This window comes from Janthinobacterium sp. EB271-G4-3-2, assembly GCF_020858035.1.
GTDB classification, from domain to species: Bacteria; Pseudomonadota; Gammaproteobacteria; order Burkholderiales; family Burkholderiaceae_D; genus Janthinobacterium; species Janthinobacterium aestuarii.
The window spans coordinates 362,766-383,481 of the sequence record NZ_JACYMG010000005.1 but is presented as its reverse complement, the minus strand read 5'-3'; the positions used below and the strand labels follow the sequence as shown (position 1 = coordinate 383,481).

Here is a 20,716-nt window from a genome sequence, read left to right as displayed (position 1 = left end):
CCGAAATCGGAGTTCGGCGCGTAGGCGTTGACCCAGATCGTGGCCAGGTAGTTCACGCCGCCGGACTTGGCGACGGACTTGGTGTAGCCGAATTCCGTGTAGGCGTCGCACTCATTGCCCAGACGATATTTCATGGTGTTGCCGCCCAGACCGAAGCAGCCTTGCGAACCGCCGTCGCCCGAGGTATTGCTGCCGGCGCCGGCGCGCAGGTAGCCGTGGAAGCCTTCGGAATCGGATGGATACATGGGGTCGGCGGCAGCGGAACCGCTGGCGATGGCCAAGACGATGGCAGCTGGCAGTGTCTTCAACACGGCCTTCAACATGTTGCGATGCAGCATGGTAAGTCTCCTCAGTAGTTATTTTTTATCTAGTCATTCGTGGCCGAATGTACTGGCCAGAATTCTTTCCAGCAGGGACATAGTAACTATACTACGAACAAATATCAACATATTATGTTGTAATCCTACGACTACTCTGCGACACTTTATTTGCGTACCGATATACGGGTTGACTGCCCTGTTTTTTTCCGCTGGCGCCCCCCCATCCGGCCCGGTGGACGGGCATTTGCGCAAGCACCCCGCATTTTTCGGCACGCGGCACGTATACGAATTAAAATCCTTGGTTTTTGCCATAACGACAGTGCGCGGCCACGACCGTGCACGCATACGAGACTAGGCACCGCCATGAAAATTGATGAAAAAATGGAAGTAGCAGGCAGCGATCCGGCGGAGCGTTTCAGCGAAGGGCCCCGCCTGCTGGCAGACATCGGCGGCACCAATGCCCGCTTCGTGCTGGAAACGCGCCAGGGCCATCTGGAAGCGGTGGCCGTGCTGCCCTGCGACGACTACGCGTCGCTGCTCGACGCCATCACCGCGTATATTGACAGCGACGAAGCGCGCGCCGCCGGTTCGGCGCGCGTGCGCCATGCGGCCATCGCCATCGCCAATCCCATCGACGACGACAATATCCGCATGATGAACCATCACTGGTTCTTCTCGATCGAGGCCATGCGCGCCGCGCTGGGTCTCGATACCCTGCTGGTGGTGAACGACTTCACGGCGCTGGCCATGGCCCTGCCCTATCTGCGGCCCGACCAGCGCCAGCAGATCGGCGGCGGCATGGCGCGCGCCGACAGCGTCATCGGTTTGCTCGGTTCGGGCACGGGCCTGGGCGTGTCGGGCATGATCCCCGCGGAAGACCGCTGGATCGCGCTGGGCAGCGAAGGGGGCCACGTCAGCTTCGCTCCGTGCGACCAGCGCGAAATGGACGTGCTGTCCTTCGCCTGGCGCGAGCTGTCGCACGTCTCGGCCGAACGCCTCGCTTCCGGGCGGGGGCTGGAACTGATCTACCGCGCCCTGTCCGAGCGCGCCGGCAAACCCGATGCGCCGACGCTGCTGGCGGCCGACATCACCAGCCGCGCCCTGAACAATGAATGCGACGTGTGCCTGGAAGCGGTGGACTGCTTTTGCGCCATCCTCGGCTCCATCGCCGGCAACGTGGCCATGACCCTGGGCGCGCTGGGCGGCATCTATATAGGCGGGGGCATCGTGCCGCGCCTGGGTCCCCTGTTCGAACAGTCGCAGTTCCGCGCCCGCTTCGAACAGAAGGGCCGCCTGAACGAATACCTGGCGCAGATTCCCACCTTCCTGATCACGGCCGAACTGCCGACATTCCTCGGCATCGCCGCCATCCTGGCGCAAAAGCTCAAGCGCGCCCATACCGGCGCGCCCGTACTGGAATCCGTGCGCCAGGCGCGCGGGCGCATGAGCCCATCGGAATGCAAGGTGGCCGACTGGGTGCTGAAGGAACCGAATGCCATGCTCACGCTGCCGATCGCCGAAATCGCCCAGCGGGTGGGCGTGAGCCAGCCGACCGTGATGCGTTTTTGCCGCTCGATCGGCGTGCAGGGCCTGGCCGACTTCAAATTGAAGCTGGCGTCCGGCCTGACGGGCGGCGCCATCACGGTGGCCCACTGCCACGTGGAGATCTCGGACTCCGACGCGGAACTGGCGCGCAAGGTGCTTGGCAATAATGCCTCAGCCGCGCTGGCCATGCGCGACATGCTCGACGTGAAGGCGCTGACGGCGGCCATCGAACTGCTGCGCGGCGCGCAGCGCGTGGAATTGCTGGCCGTGGGCAGCGCCCGCGTGGTGGCCGACGACATGCAGCACAAGCTGCTCAACCTGGGCATCGTCAGCAGCTTCTTTGCCGACCCGCAGGCGCAGGAAATGAGCGCCGCCATGCTCAAGCCGGGCGACGTGGCGCTGGTCATTTCCCGCTCGGGCGCCCTGCCCGACCTGCTGCGCACCGTCAAGGTGGCGCAGGGCTGCGGCGCGCGCGTGCTGGCGATCACGGCCAGCGGTTCGCCGCTGGCCAAGCTGGCCGACGTGCTGCTGACCTTGAACCACCCGGAAGGCAACCTCAATTTCGTGCCCATGATCGTGCGCCTGCTGCAGCTGATGATGCTCGATATCCTGTCGGTGGGACTGGCGCGGCGCGACACGGCGCAGCGCACCAGCGCCGCCGAGCTGGAAGAAGGTCAATTGCACGGCATGCGCATCAGCGGCAAGCTGAAATTCGGTGGCCACCTCGAATAAGGCGGCGCACGCCGCTCCCGATACTGCCAGCGGGGCCACCGTGCACGACGTGGCGCGCGTGGCCGGCGTGTCGGCCATGACGGTATCGCGCGTGATCAACGGGCGCGCCAGCGTCAGCACGGCCACGCGCGGCAAGGTCGAGGCGGCGATCGCCAGCCTGCGCTACCAGCCCAATCTGGCGGCCAGAGCCGCCCGCACGGGCACCCTGCGCATCGGCCTGTTATACAGCAACCCCAGCGCCGCCTTCCTCAGCGAATTCCTCGTCGGCGCCATGGACCAGTGCCGCCAGGGCGGCGGCCAACTGCTGCTCGAACGCTGCGAAGACCAGGGCAGCCAGCGCGCCGGCATCGATTGCCTGGTGGCCGCCGGCGTGGACGGCATCCTCGTGCCGCCGCCCTTGTGCGATTCGCCAACGGTGCTGGCGCAGCTCAATACCATGGGCATCCCCGCCATCGCCGTGGCCACGGCGCGCCCCTCGCCCGGCGTCTCGGCCGTGCGCATCGACGACTACGAAGGCGCGCTGGCCATGACGCGCCATTTGCTCGAACTGGGCCACCGCGACATCGGCTTCATCGAAGGGGACCCGGCGCACACGCCCGCCCTGCTGCGCCGCCAGGCCTTCGAGGACGCCATGCGGGAAGCGGGCTTGCAGGTAGCGCCGCACAGGGTGGCGCAAGGCTACTTTACGTATCGTTCGGGGCTCGACGCGGCGCGCCAGCTGCTGGCGCAAGCACCGCACCCGAGCGCCATCTTCGCCAGCAACGACGACATGGCCGCCGCCACCCTGGCCGTGGCGCACGGCATGGGCTTGCAGGTGCCGGCGGAACTGAGCGTGTGCGGTTTCGACGACACGCCCGTCGCCACCACCGTCTGGCCCGAGCTGACCACCATCCACCAGCCCATCGCCGACATGGCGCGCGCCGCCGTCAGTCTCGTCATCGACGAAATCCGCCAGCGCCGCGCCGGGGAAACGGCGACGGCCACGCATCATTTGATGGCGTTTACCTTGATGGAACGCGCGTCGACGGGACGCGTTCGCTAGCCACAAGCAAGCGTACATGGCATTCACGCCCGCATGTCGGGCAGCTCAATTTCCGCCTTGCGCGCCGCGATCTGGCTGCCCATGGCTTGCAGGTCGATTTCCGTATCGCGTGCGCGCGGGAAAATCTCGCTCTCCTCTTCCAGTACGTGGTGATCGATTTGCTCGGAGAGTACCTTGACCTTGGCGTCGTACAAGTCTTCGCCGGGCGCCATGGCGACGATTTGCGCGATCAATTCCTTGGCCGATGCGTGCTCGACGATGGCTTCATCGATCAAGTCTTCGTTCGAACGGCTGGCCTCGCGCACGGCAGGATAGAAAATTTCTTCTTCCGCCATCGCATGCCTGCTCAGTTCCTCACAGATTTTCAGGGCCAGCTTGCGCTTGCTGACGAGCGAACGGTCGCTGAGGCCCTCATACTGCTCGAACAGGTCTTTCACGGTGTGATGATCTTGCGTCAGCAGCTCGATCGCGTCCATGTCCGGCATGCCTGCCTGTGTTTGGGAAACGGAAGCTGCCTGAGGTGATTGGGTGGCCATGATGTTGTCTCCAAATGTCAGCACGAAGTCGACATTGTAGGCAGCACCCTGCGGTAGCCATGTAGGAGCATTGCTTACAACAAGGTAGGCCAAGCGTAAATGCGGCTACCTTGTTGATGCAGATCAGGCCAACCCTGACTTAACTGACGACCGTGCGTGTCTCGAGCGACTGCACCAGCTCCACCGAAGGAGGCGCCGCACCGGCCGCCAGGCAGGCACCCGCCCCGGCCGCGACGGCAAAGCGCAGGTGCTGGCCGCCGTCGGCATCCGGGCGGTACATCAGGCTGTACAGCAAGCCGCCGATGCTGGCGTCGCCCGCCCCCACCGAGTCGACCACCTCGATGACGGGCGGCGCCGCCTGCCATGTCCGTTCGTCCTGGTACAGGGCCGCGCCGTGCGCGCCGCGCGTATACAAATATGTGGCGTGCGGATTCCAGCTGCACAGCATGGCAAACGCGCCATCGATGTCGCCGTGGCGGAACAGCCCGGCCAAGTCTTCATCGGACACCTTGATCACGTCGGCCAGCTCCGTCATGCGGCGCAGGGTGGCGTCGTAGCGTTCATCCATCATGATGCGGAAATTCGGGTCGTAGCTGATTTTCACGCCAGCCGCCTTCAGTTCCTGCGCCAGCGCCACCAGCTTGCCCGCCAGCGGTTCGCGCGCCAGGCTGATGCCGCCGAAATGCACCCATTGCGCGCCCTGCATCCAGCCGGCCGGCAAAAGCGCCGCGTCGAAATGCAGGTCGGCGCTGTCGTCGCCGATGAAGTAATACGTGGGCGGGTGCAGTTCATGCACGATGGCCAGCAGCGGCGACTTCGCATGGCGCTGCAGGAAGCGCATGTCCAGGCCCGCCACGTCGGTGGCAGCGGCCAGCGCGTCGCCAAAGACGTCGCGGCTGACGGCGCCCGCAAAGGCGCTGGGCACGCCCAGGCGCGCCATCACGCGCGCCACGTTCCAGGTCGAGCCGCCCACCTGGCTGCTCCAGGTGTCCGCGCCCGTGCGCAGCATGTCCGTCAGCGCTTCGCCTGCCGACACAAAAGCGGGGAAAGAAGCACTCATGCCGCACCGCCAATCGCGTTCAGCACTTCATAGCAGGCGCCCATGGTGTGGTAATCGGTCTTGCCGGCCGGACTTTTCTCGTTGCTGATTTTTTGGTTCTCGGGCGTCAAGATGCGGTACCAGGCGCCGTGTTCATGGTCGACGAAGTGCTTCCAGCTGTAGTCCCAGATCTTGTCGTAGCTTTGCCAGTAGGCGTCGTCGCCCGTGCGCACGGCCAGCACGGCGGCCGCGGCGAAGCTTTCCGCCTGCACCCAGAAGTATTTGTCGCCATCGCAGATTTCATCTTGCGGGCCGAAACCGTAGTAAATGCCGCCATGCGCGCCATCCCAGGCCTTGTCCAGGGCAGTGTCGTACAGTTCGCGCGCGCGCGGCAGCAGCCAGCCGGACGGACCGGCCATGAACTTGGCGTGCCGCTCCATGATCAAGAGCAGCTTGGCCCATTCCGTGAAGTGGCCGGGCTGGTAGCCCCACGGGCGGAAGATATTGCTCTTGTCGTGCAGGTTGTAATCCCAGTCGATGGCCCAGTCGGGCGTGTAGTGTTCCCAGATCATGCCGTTCGCCAGATCCGCCTGGCGCACGGTGATATTCTGCGCAAGCGTCTCTGCGCGGTGCAGGTAGCGTGCCTCGCCCGTCGCTTCGAACGCGGCCAGCATCGCTTCGCACGCATGCATGTTCGCGTTCTGGCCACGGTAGCCATCCGGAGCAGACCAGTCGGCGCTGGCCACGTCCGCATACAGGCCGTGTTCGGGCAGCCAGAAGCGCTGCTCCATCAATTCGAACGTTTCGTCCAGGTAGGCGCGCGCTTCCGGCATCCCCGCCTGCAAGGCGTGGGCATAGGCCAGCAGCACGAAAGCGAGGCCGTAGCAGTGGTTGGCGCCGTCTTCGACCGTCTTGACGCCGTCTTTCCACGACAGTTGCCAGGCGTAGCCGCCCGTGGCCGCGTCGCGGTGCGCGTCGCGCAAAAAGGCCACGCCGTGGCGCAGGGCCGCCTGGTAATCGTCGCCGCCGAAACGGCGGTACGCCATGGCGTAATTGAAGATGAAGCGCGTGCTGCTGACCAGGTGGCGCGTGCTGGCGTCGTACACGGTGCCATCGTCGAGGAAGAAATGATAAAAGCCGCCGCTGGGGTCAATGGCGCGCGGGTGATAAAAGTGCATCGTGTGCAGGATATGCGCTTCGAGCATCGCCTTGGAGCGGAAATCGGGATTCATGGTTCTCTCATGATATTGTTATCGATAACAATGATGATAGCATGCCGTTTCCGCGCCGTCATGCCCCGTCAAGGCGTCTTGGCCAGCCTGAGCTTTTCACGCCACAGTGCGGCCTGCGCGGGGTCGGCCGCCTGTCCCAGCTCGCCCTTATCGTACACCTTGACCAGCCGTTCGATGGCTTCAGCGTCGCCCTGCTTTGCGGCCAGCAGGTACAACTCGAACGGTTCAGGAGCCGGCCCTTGCCGGGTCGGGCCGCCACGGCCCTGCTCCAGCAGCCGCGCAAAGCCCGTCTGGCCCGGCGGGCTTTTGGCGATGGCCGCCATCTCGTACCAGCCCAGGGCCGCTTCGTCGCTCTGCGGTGCGCCCTGCCCCACTTCATACGAGTAGGCCACGTTGTTCAAGCCCGACGGATCGAGCGCCTTGGCCGACTTCATGTACCAGCCGAACGCCTCCTTGCGCTGCGCCTCGCCCTTCGCCGTCATCATCAGGCGGTAGCCGATTTCATTGTAGGCGGGGATGAAGCCGTTTTCAGCATAGTACTTGAGCCAGTGCAGCGCGTGCGCCTGCTCTTCCGCGCTGCTGTGGATATTTTCAAAGTGCTGCGCCACCATGAAGTTGGCCAGTTCCACCCCTTGCGCGGCGCCCTTGCGCGACCAGTATTCGCCCAGCTTGCGGTCGATGGCCACGCCCTGGCCCAAGGTATAGGCCACGCCCAGGAAAGCCTGCGCCGGACCATAGCCGCCTTCGGCCGATTTCTTCATCCACGCCAGGCCGGCGTCGATATCGCGCGGCGTGCCCTCGCCCTCGTGCAGCATCTGCGCCAGTTCCAGCTGGGCGGCGGTGTCGCCCCCTTCCGCAGCGGCGCGCGTCTTGTCGAAGGCGGCGACCTTGTCCGGCGACAGGTCGGCCGGGCGGTCGATCACGGCCCGCACCTTTGCGCGCATGTCATCGAGGCCGCGCGTGTCGAATTCGGCCAGCGCCGGATGCTGGCGCGGTGCTTTGGCGGACGCCTGTTGCGCCGGGACGGGCTGCGCCAGCGCCAGGCTCAAGATGAACAACATAGTCTTCATTTGTTTTCCTTTTCAGCCAATTTGCCGCGCCATTCGGCGGCGTCTTCGGCATTCGCCTGTTGTCCCAGTTCGCCCTTGACGTACACATCGACCATGCGCCGCATGGCGGGCACGTCGCCGCTCCATCCCGCCCGTTCGTACCACACCAGGGCCAGCTTGTCCGACTGTTTCACGCCCAGGCCCAGTTCGTGCGCGCGGGCCAGGTTGCGCATGCCGGCCGGCTCCTTTTCACGCGCCGATCTGTCATACCAGCGGAAAGCCTCGCCGCGCTGCTGCTCATCGGTGGCGGCACGCATCAGGTGCTCGCCCAGCGCATTGTAGGCGGGCACAAAGTGTTGCTCGTTCGCCGCCGCCTTCAGCCAGGTGATGGCCAGCGCCTGTTCTTCGGCACTGCTGCCGCCATCGATAAATTCCAGCGCCAGGATGGTTTGCGCCAGTGCGTCGCCTTGCGCCACGCCCTTGCGCAGCCAGTATTCGCCCTGCACACGGTCGATGGGTACCTTGCCGCCCACGGCATAGGCCAGGCCCAAAGCCGATTGCGCCGGCGCATAGCCGCCCTCGGCCGACTTGCGCACCCAGGCCATCGATAGCGCCGTGTCTTGCGGCGTGCCGATGCCCAGCTGCAGCATGCGCGCCAGTTCCAGCTGCGCCTCCACGTCGCCCGTTTCCGCCAGCCGCCGGGCGTCGGCAAATTCGGTGATACTTTGCGGGCTATGGCTAGCCACATCCGCCCTGGCCTTGATGGCGATCAGCTGCAGGTCGAGCAAGGTGGGCGGAGTTTGCGCCAGGACGGGCAGCGGCAGCAGAAAAGGAATCAGACAGAGTAATTTCTTGGGCATGCGGCGGTGTCGGAAAGAAGAAAACACGCATGGTAGCCGATGCCATGCGGGACAGGCGCGCACGGTAGGCGAAGTTTGACAGGGCACCCCGGCGGGCTTACATTGCACGGGCCCGCCACTGATACAGGAACACTATGAACCATCTATCGAAAACCGCCCTGACCTTGCTCCTTGCCATCGCCGCAAGCGGAGCCGCCAGCGCCGCCGACACCCAGCTGGCCGGCTGCGCCGCCAAGCGCGAAAGCATCCGCAGCGAATTGCGCCAGGCCAAAGAACAGGGCTTGTCCGACAAGGTCGCGGGCCTCACGCGCGCGCTCGATGAAGTCAACGCCCACTGCCGCGACAGCACCCTGGTCGAGCGCCACAACAAGAAAATCGTCAAGGCGCAGGCGAAAGTCAACCAGACGGAGCGTTCGCTGCGCCTGGCCCAGGAAGCCAATAAACAGCCAAAGAAAATCGCCAAGCTGGAAGGCAAGCTGGAGAAAGCCAGGGCGGAACTGGCCGCCCTGCAGGCGCAGCAACCTTAAGTTTTATCGCCCAGCATCTGATAGATGCTGGAAAAATCCAGCGCGCCCGATCCCGCCTTGCTGTGCAAACTGTATAAATTGCGCGACAAGGCGCCCAGCGGCACACTCGCTCCGCTGGCCAGCGCGCTTTCCACGGCCAGGCCCAGGTCTTTCAGCATCAGGTCGACGCCGAAGCCGCCCGTATAGCCGCGCGACGCGGGCACGTTTTCCGCCACGCCCGGGCACGGGTTGTACACGTCCAGGGTCCAGTTGCGGCCCGAGCTTTTCGCCATCACGTCCGACACCACTTTGGGATCGAGCCCATTGGCCACGCCCAGGCGGATCGCTTCGCTGGTGCCGATCATCAGTATCCCCAGCAGCATGTTGTTGCAGATCTTGACCGTCTGGCCGCAGCCCGAGCCGCCCGCATGGAAGATGGCCTTGCCCATGACGTCCAGATAGGGCCGCGCCGCCGCCAGCGCGGATGCTTCGCCGCCCACCATGAAGGTCAGGGTGCCGTTGGTGGCGCCCGCCGTGCCGCCCGAAACAGGCGCGTCCAGCATGGGCATGCCCTGCTCCTGCGCCGCGCGGCCCACCTGGCGTGCCGCCTCGGTGGAAATCGTCGAACAGTCGATCAGCAAGGTACCGGGCCGCGCCTGCGCCAGAATGCCCGCGTCTCCAAGGTACGCGCCGAGAACATGCCGGCTGGCCGGCAGCATGGTGATGACGATATCGGCGGCCTGAATCGCCGCCGCCTGGTCATCGGAGACGAGGCCGCCGCCGTCGGCAAACTGCCGCACGCTGGCCGGCACCAGGTCAAAACCCGTCACCGCATGGCCGGCCCGCACAAGGTTTTGCGCCATGGGCAGCCCCATGTTCCCCAGGCCGATGAAAACGATATTGGTGCCCATGGCGTCCCCTTATTTCATCGAGATGGTGGTATTGACGCCGCTGCCGCCGTCGTCCGGGGCGAACCAGCGCGCCGTGACGGTCTTCGTTTGCGTCCAGAAGTACAAGGCTTGCTTGCCGTTCGGGCCGAGATCACCCAGTTTCGACGCGCGCGAGCCCGTGAAACTGAAGTAGGCGACGGGCACGGGAATGGCCACGTTGATGCCCACCTGCCCCACGTCGATCTCGTTCTGGAACTTGCGCCCCGCCCAGCCGGACGAGGTGAAGATCGAGGTGCCGTTACCGTTCGGGTTCGCGTTGATGAAGGCAATGGCCTGGTCCAGGGTATCCGTCTCGACGACGCACATGGCGGGGCCGAAAATCTCCTGCGTGTAGACGGAGTTCGATGCGGCCACCTTCGAGAAAATCGTCGGCCCCATGAAATTGCCGCCCTCGTAGCCGGCCACCTTGTGGCCGCGGCCGTCGAGCAGCAGCTGCGCGCCTTCGTCCACGCCCGCCTGGATCAGCTTTTCCGCGCGCTGCATGGCGGCCTTGGACACCATCGGTCCCAGGTCGGCCGTGCGGTCGCTGCCCGGCCCCACTTTCAGGGCTTGCGAGCGGGCGACGATTTCCGGCAGCCAGGAGCGGGCCTCGCCCACCAGCACCACGACGGAATTGGCCATGCAGCGCTGGCCGGCCGCGCCGAACGCCGCGCCGATCAGGTTATTGATCGCCTGCTCCTTGTTGGCGTCGGCCAGCACCACGCAATGGTTTTTCGCGCCCATCATCGATTGCGCGCGCTTGCCCGATTCGCTGGCGCGGCGGTACACATGCGTGCCCACATGGGTGGAACCGATGAAGGAGACGGCCTTGATGTCAGGATGGTCGCACAGCATGTTGACGACGTCGGCGCCGCCATGCACGACGTTCAAGACGCCGGCCGGCAAGCCCGCCTGGTACATCAGTTCGACCAGGTACATCGACGAGGATGGATCCTGCTCCGACGGTTTCAATACGAACGTATTGCCGCAGGCGATAGCGATCGGGAACATGAAGCACGGCAGCATGACGGGGAAATTGAAGGCCGTGATGCCGGCGCCCACGCCCAGCGGCTGGTAGATGTTGTACACGTCGACGCCGGTGGCCGCGTTTTCCGCGATCTCGCCCAGCTGCAAGGTGGCGATCGAGCACGCGTGCTCGACCACTTCCAGGCCGCGCATCACCTCCCCTTCCGCGTCAGGCAAAGTCTTGCCGTGTTCGCGGGTGATCAGTTCGGCCAGGGTGCCGATGTTTTCGCGGATCAGGTGCTGGTACTTGAGCATGATGCGCATGCGCGCCGCCAGCGGCGTGTTGCGCCAGGTCTTGAACGCTTCCTTGGCCGTGGCGACGGCCAGGTTCACTTCGTCGGGCGTGGAAAACGGCACCTTGGCGACGATTTCCTGCGTGGCCGGATTGATGACGTCGCGCCATTCGGTGCTGGTCGAAGCGTGGTGCTTGCCGGCTATATGCAGGGGGATGGCGGGGACTTGGGTGAGGGCTTGGTTCATGGTTGAGGCTCCGGGTGTGCGATGTTCATATGACTCGGCGGAGCAGCGGAGTACTGGGGTCAGACCCGGCGGGTCTGACCCCGGCCTTCTACTGTTCCGTCGATAGACTAAAATTATTTTTTAACGAGATTGCACGCCGCCCCATCCATGGGCTTGAACGCCTGGTCGGCGGAAATGGTGGACAGCACTTTCAGGTAGTCCCACGCGCCTTTCGATTCGGCCGGGGTTTTGACCTGCACCAGATACATGTCGTGGATGACGCGGCCATCGGGACGGATCGAGGCATTGTTCATCACCGAGTCCTTGATCGGCAGCTCGCGCATCTTCTGGGCGACGATCTTCGAGTCGTCGCTCTTCGCCGCCGCCACCGATTTCAGGTAGTGGTAGACGCTCGAATACACGCCCGCCTGCACCATGGTCGGCTTGGCGCCCTTGTTGAGCGCTTCGAAGCGCTTGGCGAACGCGCGGCTGCGGTCGTCGTAATCCCAGTAAAAGCCGTCCGCGTAGACGAGGCCCTGGGCCGTGTCCAGCCCCAGCGCGTGCACGTCGGACAGGAACACGAGCAAGGCGGCCAGGCGCTGGTCCTTGCCGCTGCCGATGCGGAACTCGCGCGCCTGCTTGATGGCCGATACCGTGTCCGCGCCGCCATTGGCCAGGCCGATCACCTGCGCTTTCGAGCCTTGCGCCTGCACCAGAAAGGACGAGAAATCGGAGGCGTTCAGCGGATGGCGCACGGCGCCCACGACGGTGCCGCCATTGCGCTTGACGACATCGCTGGCATCCTTTTCCAACGAGTGGCCGAACGCATAATCGACGGTGACGAAGTACCACGATTTTTGCCCCAGCTTGGTCAGCGCCGCCGCCGTGCCGGCCGCCTGCGAATACGTGTCGAACATCCAGTGGAAGCCGTTCGGCGAGCAGTCTTCATTGGTCAGGCGCCCCGTGGCGGGGCCGCTGAACATGGCGATGCCGCCCTTCTCTTTCATCAGCTTTTGCACGGACAGGGCCACCGAGGAATTGGTCAGATCGGCAATGGCGTCGACCTTGTCGCGGTCTATCCATTCGCGCGCCTTGGAAGCGGCGATATCGGCCTTGTTCAAGTGGTCGGCCGACAGGATCTCGATCTTCATGCCCTTGCATTCGGCCTTCAGACAATCCTCGACGGCCATCTGGCTGGCGACGACGGAGCCGCGCCCGCCCATGGCCGAATACGGGCCGGACATGTCGGTCAGGATGCCGACCTTGACGACGCCATCGGAAATCTGCGCGTGCGCGCCAAAGGACAGGGTAAGCGCCAGCGCGCCCATGGCCAGAACGGTTTTTTTCATGCGTGTCTCCAGGTGGATGGGTTTTTCTTATATGTGTAGATGCATTCTGCATGTGTAAAAATATGCGCTCAAGTGAAATTAATGCATAATTCCTTTGCAAAAATGCACAGAGAGGGTTTGCCATGCTCGATTGGGACAATGTACGGGTCTTCCTGGAACTGACGCGCAGCGCCGGCCTCGTCGATGCGGCGAAAAAGCTGGGCATCGACCACTCCACCGTGTCGCGGCGCATGCGCAAGTTCGAGGAGCAGGTGGGCACGCAGCTGTTCGACCGCAACTACGTGGGTTACCAGCTGACGCCCGAGGGCCACCGCCTGATGGAATACGCGGAAACGATGGAAAGCACGGTGTTTGCCGCCACCGAGGAACTGGGCGAACATAACCGGCTGCTGTCGGGCCAGGTGCGCCTGGGCGCCACCGAGGGCTTCGGCGCCATCGTGCTGGCGCCCCACCTGGCGCAGTTTTGCGGACGCTACCCGCACATCAGCGTGGACCTGATCGCCGTGCCCCGTTTCGTCAGCCTGTCCAAGCGCGAGGCGGACGTGGCCATTTCCATCGAACGCCCCCTGTCCGGCCCGTACGTGGTGACCAAATTGTCCGACTACCGGCTGAAACTGTACGCCACGCCGGCCTACCTGGCGCGCCACGCGCCGATCACCAGCGTGGCGCAGCTGGCGCAGCACCCGATCATCGGCTACGTGGACGACCTGGTCTTCAGTTCGGAACTGCGCTACATGGACAACGTGGCGCCCGATTCCCTGCGCGCGTTTCGCAGCACCAGCGTGATCGCCCAGTACCACGCGGCGCGCGCGGGCCAGGCGCTGGCGATCCTGCCCTGCTTCGTGGCCCAGCAGTCGAACGAACTGGTGCCCGTGCTCGACGGCGAGATCGACCTGCTGCGCGCCTTCTGGATGATTTCACCGAGCGAACGGCGCAACATCGCCAGGGTCAGCGCCCTGTGGAATTACCTGCGCAGCGCCATCGATTTGAACCACGCCTACCTGATGGGTGAAACGGCCACGCCCAGCTGGCCAGCTTGAGCACGCTGCGGCGCGCTACACTGTCGCCACATACTAATAAGGAGAACGCCATGCTGATGGATGCGAACCAGGCCGTGCTGGTCATTGTCGATCTGCAAGGCCGCTTGATGCCGGCCATCCACGACGCCGGTCTCGTGCTGGCGCAAAACCTGCGCCTGGCAAAGATCGCCCGCCTGCTCGACGTGCCCGTGCTGGGCACGGAACAGAACCGCCAGGGACTGGGGCCGAACGTGGAAGAGATCGCCGCTCTGTGCGAACGGACCTTGCACAAGACGCATTTCGGCGCCTGCTTTGACGGCTTGCAGCAGATGCTGCCCGCCGGGCGCAAACAGATCGTCGTCACGGGCTGCGAAGCCCATGTGTGCATGCTGCAGACGGCCATCGGCCTGCTGGAGCTGGGGTACGAGGTCATCATCGCCATCGATGCCGTCGGTTCGCGCCAGGGGGCCAGCCGCGACGCGGCGCTGGCCCGCCTGGGCAAGCTGGGCGCCCATCTGGTGACGGTGGAGATGCTGGCCTTCGAGTGGCTGCGCGACTGCAAGCACCCACGCTTCCGCGACGTGCTGGCGCTGATCAAATAGCCATACTTTTACGCAGGATCAAGCCCGACCGCTGCCCATTTGCTAGCTTGGTAACAGCGCCGCCATTCCGGGCGTCGCGCCGTCCACATCAGCAAGGGAGCCATCATGGCCTATATCCTGCGAGGCAAGCTATGCGGCTTGATCTGTGCCGAGTGTCCTGAAGCCTTATCCCACGTCATCGTGCGCCTGTACCGGCCGCGCGAGTCGCAAAACGTCACGGCGCTGGCCATGGCCAGCGCCAAGGAAACCTTCGCCATCCTCACGGAAGAAGAGGTGCAGGCGAAAGCACCGTTCCTGCTGGCCGAAGCGCGGACGGACGAGGACGGCAACTACAGTTTCACCTTGGCAGGCGATTACCAGGGCGAAGCCGTGGAAGTCGATATCCTGTGCCCTACCGTGCCGCGCTTGAAACCGGGGCCGAAAGACCCCGTACCGCTGCAGTTTTCCATCACCACCATCCAGCCCCGCTGGCGCCAGGCCGAAAACGACTTCCTCGCGATCTGGGACTATTGCCTGCCGCAACGCTTCTGGTGCCTGGTGCGCGCCCGCTTCGGCGCTTGGACCATTTGCGGCCGGCTGCGCACCTGCGACGCTCCCCACGCGCCCATCGCCGGCGCCACCGTGCGGGCCTTCGACGCCGACTGGCTGCAGGACGATGCGCTCGGCGTCGCGGTGACGGACGCCGGCGGGCGCTTCCGCATCGATTATCTGACGTCGGACTTCACGCTCACGCCATTTTCACCATTCATCAACGTGGAATTCGCCAGCGGGCCCGACGTGTATTTCACGGCGCAACTGGGCAGCGTCACCATCCTGTCGGAAACGCAGGCCAACGGCCGCCAGCCGGGGCGCGAAAACGTGGGCCATTGCTTCTGCGTGGAATTGTGCTCAAAAGAAGTCTTGCCGCCGGACGTGGAAGGTGTGCCCCACTGGCAGCAGGTGGAAATCTTCGACATCCACCCGTTTCCCTCGCTGGCCGGCTTTTCCGCGCAAGGCTATGCGGGCGGCCCCGGCGCCTCGTATGTATTCGCCGGCGGCGTCACCTTGAAGGGCAATTGTCCGCTGCGCAACAGCGCTATCCCCGCCAACCCGCTCGAATACCGCTTCCTCATCGGCGAATGGTCCTGGCCCGGCGGCAGCGACGACCCGGCAGCCATCCCTTCGGTGGCGCCCGCCAGCCTGGCGCCGTTGACGCAAATCCTCGGCACGCACGTCGGCTATGTGTTTTATACGAACGGGCTGGGCCTCGGCGATTCGGCGCCCGTCATCATCGATGCGGGCGATCTGAAACCGGGCGGCTGGATACGGGTGGACGGCAAGCCCGTCACCGTGGACATGCGCGACGGCACGACGGCCATCGTCAACGTCGCGCCCAACATCTTCCTGCGCACGTTTGACTTGCTGACCGTGAATACGCCGGCCATCACGAGCCTGCATCCGGCCAAGCTGCCGGGCGGCTTGCCCATCCTCGACGCGGGCCGCAGCTTGACGGCGGCCGAGAGCGAACCGATACGCCGCTATCGCCTGGGCTTCGAAGTGCGCGACGGCGTCAGCATGGCGCTGGTGGCCACGGACGGGCTCGATTCCATCGTCTTCGACAACTCGCCCGTCATCGTGGCGCTGGACCTGGAAGAGCTGCGCAGCAATGCCTGCAACCCCATCGCGGGCGGCCTCGTGCATATCCTGTACACGATAGACCACCCGCATCTGCGCTTTTTCAATATCACGATTTCCAACAACAACGGCATCACGCACCCGCCGCCACCGCTGCCAGCCGCCAGCTTCACGCCTCCGCCACCGTCCAGCAATTATCTGTTCCGTGGCGGCGCGGGCGGGCCTCATTTATCGGGCAACAACGGCGGCTTCCCCGTCAACGTGGCGCTCGATCCGCCGTGTGCCTACCGGGTGGCCATCGGGTGGCAGACTCGGCATTACCTGGCGTCGCCGCACAGCATTGACCGCCTCTACTGCAAATAGGCGAGCTCAGAAGTAGCGCACCCAGGCCCGCTTCGACGTGCGCTTGTAATTGGCGAACGCGCGGCAAGGAAAGTACAGCACGGGCATCAGGGCCAGCGCGATCAGCCACACTTGCCAGATGTGCTCGACGCCGTAACGGTTGCCATGGTTGGCACCCAGCACGGCCGTCAAAGCGATGCCGATGGCCAGCAGCAGGTACAGGTGCAGCAAATAGTAGAACATGGGCGCGCCGCCAAAGGTGGCGCAAGCGCGCGTAAACCAGTTATCGACGCTTTCCAGCCAGGCCATGCCCAGCAAGCCCAGGCCCAGGGTGAACAGCAAAAAGTCCAGCGACGGCGGATACTTGGTGAAGTTCAGCACGCTCATGGCCGTGCGCAAGGCCGTGTCGCCCGCCACCCACGGCAGGGTTTCGCCATACAGATTGAAGCCGCGCAGCAGGCCCAGCAGCAGCAAGCTGCCCGCGCCCAGCGCCAGCAGCCAGCGCCGCCGTGCCTTGGCAGAAAATGCACGCGCATACAGGGGACCGGCCGCATAGCCGAGCACGATCACGCCTATCCACGGCAGCAGCGGATAGCTGACCTTGATCTGCATGGCGCCGTCCGCCACCAGATAGCCGCGTTGCAGCAGCAGCGTCAGCGCGTAATAGCCAAGGCTGCCCTGTTCCGCGCGCAAGCCCGTCATCAAATGCTGGCCCGCGATAATCGCCACGCCCAGCACGATCAGCACTTTCAAAGGCAGCTTGTGCAGCACGGCCAGCGCCATCATGGCCAGGCCGATGACCCAGATCACCTGCAAGTACAGCACGGCGGGCGGAAACGCCCCGCTCCAGGCGAAATTGACGAACACCAGTTCCAGCACGACCAGCAGCAAGCCCCGCTTGAACAAAAAACCGGCCGCGCTGCGGGGCCCGGCAGCCGGATGCGCGTACAGCCAGGCGGACAGGCCCGTCAGGAAAACGAACATGGGCGCGCACACGTGGGCGGCCAGCCGCGTGAAGAACAGGGCCGGATCGACGTGGGCCGCATCCATGGGGTCGCCAACTTGGTGATGTAAAAAGACGGTTTCGCGCACATGGTCGAACAGCATGATCAGCATGACGATGCCGCGCAGCACGTCGATGACGGCGATGCGGGTGCGCAGGGTGGCGGAGGAAGTCAGTGGAACAGTCATTGGTTGATTTATAAAAACTTTAGTGAGTCGGCAGTGTTATTTCACCCCACCAGCAAAATCTGGGGTCAGACCCGCCGGGTCTGACCCCGGCTCTATGCTGCTGGGTTCGAACAATGATGTGGCATGTACAGAGCCCCACAGTTAAAACCGGTAATGCGCATTCAGGGTCACCATGCGCTCCGCCCCCGGCGCCACCCACAGCTGGCTATAGGAACTCGCATAATAGCTGCGGTTGAACAGGTTTTCCACGTTCAGAGCCAGGCGCAGTTTCGCCGTCGGCGAATACGATGCCAGCAGCTTGGCCGTCGTATAGGCCGGCAGAGTAAATTTGCTGCTGACGGCCACGTCGCCCAGGCGCTCGCCCACATATTGCACGCCGCCGCCCACGCTGGCCGTTCCCGTGCCCAGCGCGAATTGCTGCGTGGCCAGCAGGTTGGCGCTGTGGCGCGGCACGTTGGCGAAGCGGCTGCCCGTCACGATCGTATTGTCGCCGCGCGTGACGGTGGCGTTGGTGTAGGCATAGGCGCCCGAGACGCGCAAGCCGCGCGCCACTTCGCCCGACACGTCGAGCTCCAAGCCCCGGCTGCCCACCTCGCCCGCCGCGATGGCGAAGTCCGTGTTGGCGGGATTGGTCGTCAGCACATTGCTCTTGCGGATGTCGTACACGGCCACGGTGCCCGTCAGCTTGCCCGTTTCCAGCTTGGCGCCCAGCTCATACGAGCGGCTGCGCTCTGCGGGAAACGCCTGGTTGGCTATGCTGATGCCGCTGTTGGGCCGGAAGCCCTTGGCCGCGCTCGCATACAGCGACCACGCCTTCGATGGCTGGTAGACGAGGCCCGCGCGGGGGCTGGTGGCCGACAGCGACTGGCGGTTGCTCACGCGCAGGCGATTATTCGTTACATCCTGCGTGTAGCTATCGTGGCGCACGCCAACCAGCGCCTTCCATTGCGCCCCCAGGTCGATCTGGTCCTGCGCATACAGGCCACGCGCCCTCTGCCCTTCCTGCGTATCGATGGACAGGGCCAGCGGATCGGCCTTGCCGCCATACACGGGATTGAAAATATCGATGGCATAGGCATTCGCGGCAGAGGGATTGCGGCGCAGCTGCACCCGGCGGTCGTCGAAATGATAGGCATCGACGCCGGCCAGCACTTCGTGCGCCAGCGCGCCCGTCCTGAACTTGCCCAGCACTTCAACGCGGGCCGACACGTCGGTGGCCGAGAAATCGCGGTGGCGGCGCTGGCGGTTCAAGGTGCGCCCATCGGCCAGCAGCCTGTTCGCCTCGGTCGAATAACCGCTCAATTCGCTGTCGCGGTAAGAAGCGCCCGCCTGCACCGTCCAGTCGTCGGAGAGCGCATGATGGATGAACAGCTGCTGCCCCAGCGACTTGACTGTCATGGGGCCGTCGCCAGGTTCGCCCAGGAAGCGCGACACCGGCACGGCCCCCAGCTTGCCATTTACGGCCACCACGCCACGGTCGAACGGCGCGCGCTGCCGCACCGCTTCGATTTCATACGACACGGTCGTGTGCTCGCCCACCAGCCAGAGGAAGGACGGCGAAAACAGGCTGCGCTCGACTTTCACCGTATCGCGGAAGCTGTGCCCTTCCTCATGCGCCGCGTTCAGGCGGTAGGCGATGGTGCCGCTCAAGGGTCCCGTCAAGTCGACGGCGGCGCGGCGCGTCTGCAAGCTGCCGAGCGATACATCGGCGCTGTATTCCGGCGCGAACTTCGGCTTTTTCGTCGTGATGTTCACCGTACCGCCCGGTTCGCCCCGCCCGTACAGGGCCGACGCGGGACCTTTCAGTACTTCCACTGCCTGCGTATTGCCGCCGTCGCGCATGCCGTTGTAGCCGCGGCTGGAACTGAAACCGTTGACCATGTAGTCGGAACCGAAATTCGGGTCGCCCGTGAAGCCGCGCATGGCGTAGCTGTCCCACAAGCCGCCCAGCGGGCTTTGTTTTGCAATGCCGCTGGCCAGGTCCAGCGCGCCGGCCAGGGTCGTCACGCCCGCGTCGCGCAGCAAGTCGCCGGTCAGCACGCGCACGCTTTGCGGCAAGTCCATCAGCAAGGCATCCGTCTTGGTGGCGCCCGTGGCGGACAGGCTGCGGTAATGCTGGCGCTCGGCCTTGACGGTGACGACGTCATCAGCCTGCGCACCATCGACTGCCAGTGACCAGGGGCTGGCGGCGGCCAGCAAGAGCGCCACGGGGCGGCGTAAAAACACGGACATGGGGATTCCTGACATGGGCAATTCAATGCAATAGGCTTGCATTATAATTGATAATCAATTCTCATTAAAGCCTTCATCGACAATCTGCGCCAAAAACTCCACGAACACTTGCACTTTGGCCGCGCGCAGCTGACGCGGATGGAACAGCGCCCACAGGTCCGGCCCCCGCGTGCGGAACGGTTGCAGCACGGGCACGAGGCTGCCTTCACGCAGCGGCTGCAGCACGGAAACGGACAGCGCCTGCACGATGCCGCAACCAGCCTGGGCGGCGGCGATCATCGATTCGATATGGTCGAAGGCCAAGGCGGCCGGCGGCGTGTGCGCATACGCCGCATCGCCCTCCTCTCCCTCCCCGGCCTGGAACAGCCAGGGCCGCACCTGGCGCGATTTCGGATACAGGAAATGCAGGCAGGCAAACTGGTCCAGCTCCTGCGGCGTGCGCGGCATGCCATGCCGGGCAACAAAGGCGGGCGAGGCGCAGCACAGATAATCCATGTTCAGCAGGCTGCGCGCCACCAGAGATGAATCCTGCGGCTCGCCGATGCGCAGCATTACGTCGATGCCCTCTTCCACCATGTCGACCAGGCGGTCGCTGACGGTCAGGCGCAAGGAAATGTCGGGATAAGCGGCCATAAAGCGGGGCAAGGCGGGCGCCACGAGGTTGCGGCTGATGCTGCTGGGCATATCCACGCGCAAGCTGCCCGAAGGTTTCCCGGCCGCTTGTTCAAGACTGGACTCCAGCGCCGCCATATCGGCCAGCATCTGGCGCGCCTGCGCGTGGCATTGCCGGCCTTCGGCCGTCAGCGACATGCTGCGCGTGGTGCGCTGCAAGAGGCGCACGCCAAAGTGTTTTTCCAGCGCCGCCACCTGGTTCGTCACGGACGAGGTCGAAATACCGAGGCGCTGCGCCGCCTTGCTGAAACCGCCCGCCTCGACCACGGCGCAAAACACTCGCATCGCTTCCAGCCTGTCCATGCATTCCCTCCTGTTTGACTATGATTATCCACGATATCGAAATAGTGCATGGGGCCGCGCCCCGTTTTTCTTTGCGCCATCTCCGCCTAGACTGGGGCATCAACCACAGGAGAACCC

At 64.4% G+C, this 20,716-nt stretch carries 18 protein-coding genes; 6 read left to right on the top strand and 12 right to left on the bottom strand.

Annotation, left to right across the window (positions count from 1 at the left end; genetic code table 11):
* Positions 1-338: carbohydrate porin (locus IGS55_RS13980; RefSeq protein WP_230537217.1), on the bottom strand; the 338-nt coding region annotated here is incomplete at its 3' end.
* 345 nt (positions 339-683) lie between these two features.
* Here IGS55_RS13980 and IGS55_RS13975 point away from each other — a divergent pair.
* Together IGS55_RS13975 and IGS55_RS13970 are read left to right on the top strand one after the other, a co-directional pair.
* The gene (locus tag IGS55_RS13975) at positions 684-2,597 is read left to right on the top strand and encodes a glucokinase (protein WP_230519493.1); all 1,914 of its coding nucleotides are present in this window, start codon (positions 684-686) and stop codon (positions 2,595-2,597) included.
* Positions 2,581-3,639, top strand: a complete 1,059-nt coding sequence (locus IGS55_RS13970; protein ID WP_230519494.1) for a LacI family DNA-binding transcriptional regulator — start codon at positions 2,581-2,583, stop codon at positions 3,637-3,639. The genes IGS55_RS13975 and IGS55_RS13970 overlap by 17 nt, the downstream gene beginning before the upstream one ends.
* A gap of 23 nt (positions 3,640-3,662) precedes the next feature.
* Here the strand turns inward: IGS55_RS13970 and IGS55_RS13965 are convergent, their stop codons facing one another.
* The 5 genes from IGS55_RS13965 to IGS55_RS13945 all read right to left on the bottom strand — a co-directional run bounded on the left by IGS55_RS13965 (position 3,663) and on the right by IGS55_RS13945 (position 8,355).
* Positions 3,663-4,115 carry a hemerythrin domain-containing protein gene (locus tag IGS55_RS13965; RefSeq protein ID WP_230519510.1) on the bottom strand — a complete coding sequence of 151 codons (453 nt, stop codon included), beginning with the start codon at positions 4,113-4,115 and terminating at the stop codon, positions 3,663-3,665.
* 199 nt (positions 4,116-4,314) lie between these two features.
* A complete protein-coding gene (locus tag IGS55_RS13960; protein WP_230519495.1) occupies positions 4,315-5,235 on the bottom strand; it encodes a carbohydrate kinase family protein in 921 nt (306 codons plus the stop codon).
* Entirely contained in the window at positions 5,232-6,446 is a 1,215-nt protein-coding gene (locus IGS55_RS13955; RefSeq protein ID WP_230519496.1) for an AGE family epimerase/isomerase, read from the bottom strand. The genes IGS55_RS13960 and IGS55_RS13955 overlap by 4 nt, the downstream gene beginning before the upstream one ends.
* Positions 6,447-6,514: 68 nt before the next feature.
* A complete protein-coding gene (locus tag IGS55_RS13950) occupies positions 6,515-7,516 on the bottom strand; it encodes a tetratricopeptide repeat protein (protein WP_230519497.1) in 1,002 nt (333 codons plus the stop codon).
* A complete protein-coding gene (locus IGS55_RS13945) occupies positions 7,513-8,355 on the bottom strand; it encodes a tetratricopeptide repeat protein (RefSeq protein ID WP_230519498.1) in 843 nt (280 codons plus the stop codon). Before IGS55_RS13945 ends, IGS55_RS13950 begins: the two co-directional genes overlap by 4 nt.
* Before the next feature lie 134 nt (positions 8,356-8,489).
* Here IGS55_RS13945 and IGS55_RS13940 point away from each other — a divergent pair, with 134 nt between their 5' ends.
* On the top strand, positions 8,490-8,882 hold the full coding sequence (locus IGS55_RS13940; RefSeq protein WP_230519499.1) for a DUF1090 family protein: 393 nt from the start codon (positions 8,490-8,492) through the stop codon (positions 8,880-8,882).
* On the opposite strand, the gene mmsB is transcribed toward IGS55_RS13940, so the two are convergent.
* The 3 genes from mmsB to IGS55_RS13925 all read right to left on the bottom strand — a co-directional run bounded on the left by mmsB (position 8,879) and on the right by IGS55_RS13925 (position 12,624).
* Positions 8,879-9,772, bottom strand: a complete 894-nt coding sequence (gene mmsB / locus IGS55_RS13935; RefSeq protein ID WP_230519500.1) for a 3-hydroxyisobutyrate dehydrogenase — start codon at positions 9,770-9,772, stop codon at positions 8,879-8,881. The two genes, IGS55_RS13940 and mmsB, sit on opposite strands and share 4 nt — an antisense overlap.
* 9 nt (positions 9,773-9,781) lie before the next feature.
* Positions 9,782-11,296 carry a CoA-acylating methylmalonate-semialdehyde dehydrogenase gene (locus tag IGS55_RS13930; RefSeq protein WP_034757580.1) on the bottom strand — a complete coding sequence of 505 codons (1,515 nt, stop codon included), beginning with the start codon at positions 11,294-11,296 and terminating at the stop codon, positions 9,782-9,784.
* Positions 11,297-11,409: 113 nt separating this feature from the next.
* A complete protein-coding gene (locus tag IGS55_RS13925; RefSeq protein ID WP_230519501.1) occupies positions 11,410-12,624 on the bottom strand; it encodes an ABC transporter substrate-binding protein in 1,215 nt (404 codons plus the stop codon).
* 122 nt (positions 12,625-12,746) lie between these two features.
* On the opposite strand from IGS55_RS13925, the gene IGS55_RS13920 reads away from it, so the two are divergent.
* The 3 genes from IGS55_RS13920 (at position 12,747) to IGS55_RS13910 (ending at position 16,222) form a co-directional block, all read left to right on the top strand.
* Positions 12,747-13,664, top strand: a complete 918-nt coding sequence (locus IGS55_RS13920) for a LysR family transcriptional regulator (protein WP_034757572.1) — start codon at positions 12,747-12,749, stop codon at positions 13,662-13,664.
* A 50-nt stretch (positions 13,665-13,714) separates the two neighbouring features.
* Positions 13,715-14,245, top strand: a complete 531-nt coding sequence (locus tag IGS55_RS13915) for an isochorismatase family protein (RefSeq protein WP_230519502.1) — start codon at positions 13,715-13,717, stop codon at positions 14,243-14,245.
* A gap of 105 nt (positions 14,246-14,350) precedes the next feature.
* Positions 14,351-16,222, top strand: a complete 1,872-nt coding sequence (locus tag IGS55_RS13910) for a transthyretin-like family protein (RefSeq protein ID WP_230519503.1) — start codon at positions 14,351-14,353, stop codon at positions 16,220-16,222.
* 6 nt (positions 16,223-16,228) lie between these two features.
* Here the strand turns inward: IGS55_RS13910 and IGS55_RS13905 are convergent, their stop codons facing one another.
* From IGS55_RS13905 to IGS55_RS13895, 3 genes are all read right to left on the bottom strand, one after another.
* The gene (locus IGS55_RS13905) at positions 16,229-17,392 is read right to left on the bottom strand and encodes a DUF1624 domain-containing protein (protein ID WP_230519504.1); all 1,164 of its coding nucleotides are present in this window, start codon (positions 17,390-17,392) and stop codon (positions 16,229-16,231) included.
* 141 nt (positions 17,393-17,533) lie between these two features.
* Entirely contained in the window at positions 17,534-19,624 is a 2,091-nt protein-coding gene (locus IGS55_RS13900; protein WP_230519505.1) for a TonB-dependent siderophore receptor, read from the bottom strand.
* Between the two features lie 54 nt (positions 19,625-19,678).
* Complete coding sequence (locus IGS55_RS13895) at positions 19,679-20,599, bottom strand: LysR family transcriptional regulator (protein ID WP_230519506.1); 921 nt, start codon at positions 20,597-20,599, stop codon at positions 19,679-19,681.
* Between the last annotated feature and the right edge of the window lie 117 nt (positions 20,600-20,716).

Coding starts and splice junctions, on each gene's coding strand:
- IGS55_RS13950 (WP_230519497.1), bottom strand. CDS start 7,516: ATGAAGACTATGTTGTTCATCTTGAGCCTGGCGCTGGCGCAGCCCGTC.
- mmsB (WP_230519500.1), bottom strand. CDS start 9,772: ATGGGCACCAATATCGTTTTCATCGGCCTGGGGAACATGGGGCTGCCC.
- IGS55_RS13920 (WP_034757572.1), top strand. CDS start 12,747: ATGCTCGATTGGGACAATGTACGGGTCTTCCTGGAACTGACGCGCAGC.
- IGS55_RS13910 (WP_230519503.1), top strand. CDS start 14,351: ATGGCCTATATCCTGCGAGGCAAGCTATGCGGCTTGATCTGTGCCGAG.
- IGS55_RS13905 (WP_230519504.1), bottom strand. CDS start 17,392: ATGACTGTTCCACTGACTTCCTCCGCCACCCTGCGCACCCGCATCGCC.
- IGS55_RS13960 (WP_230519495.1), bottom strand. CDS start 5,235: ATGAGTGCTTCTTTCCCCGCTTTTGTGTCGGCAGGCGAAGCGCTGACG.
- IGS55_RS13915 (WP_230519502.1), top strand. CDS start 13,715: ATGCTGATGGATGCGAACCAGGCCGTGCTGGTCATTGTCGATCTGCAA.
- IGS55_RS13975 (WP_230519493.1), top strand. CDS start 684: ATGAAAATTGATGAAAAAATGGAAGTAGCAGGCAGCGATCCGGCGGAG.
- IGS55_RS13895 (WP_230519506.1), bottom strand. CDS start 20,599: ATGGACAGGCTGGAAGCGATGCGAGTGTTTTGCGCCGTGGTCGAGGCG.
- IGS55_RS13945 (WP_230519498.1), bottom strand. CDS start 8,355: ATGCCCAAGAAATTACTCTGTCTGATTCCTTTTCTGCTGCCGCTGCCC.
- IGS55_RS13940 (WP_230519499.1), top strand. CDS start 8,490: ATGAACCATCTATCGAAAACCGCCCTGACCTTGCTCCTTGCCATCGCC.
- IGS55_RS13900 (WP_230519505.1), bottom strand. CDS start 19,624: ATGTCCGTGTTTTTACGCCGCCCCGTGGCGCTCTTGCTGGCCGCCGCC.
- IGS55_RS13965 (WP_230519510.1), bottom strand. CDS start 4,115: ATGGACGCGATCGAGCTGCTGACGCAAGATCATCACACCGTGAAAGAC.
- IGS55_RS13955 (WP_230519496.1), bottom strand. CDS start 6,446: ATGAATCCCGATTTCCGCTCCAAGGCGATGCTCGAAGCGCATATCCTG.
- IGS55_RS13930 (WP_034757580.1), bottom strand. CDS start 11,296: ATGAACCAAGCCCTCACCCAAGTCCCCGCCATCCCCCTGCATATAGCC.
- IGS55_RS13925 (WP_230519501.1), bottom strand. CDS start 12,624: ATGAAAAAAACCGTTCTGGCCATGGGCGCGCTGGCGCTTACCCTGTCC.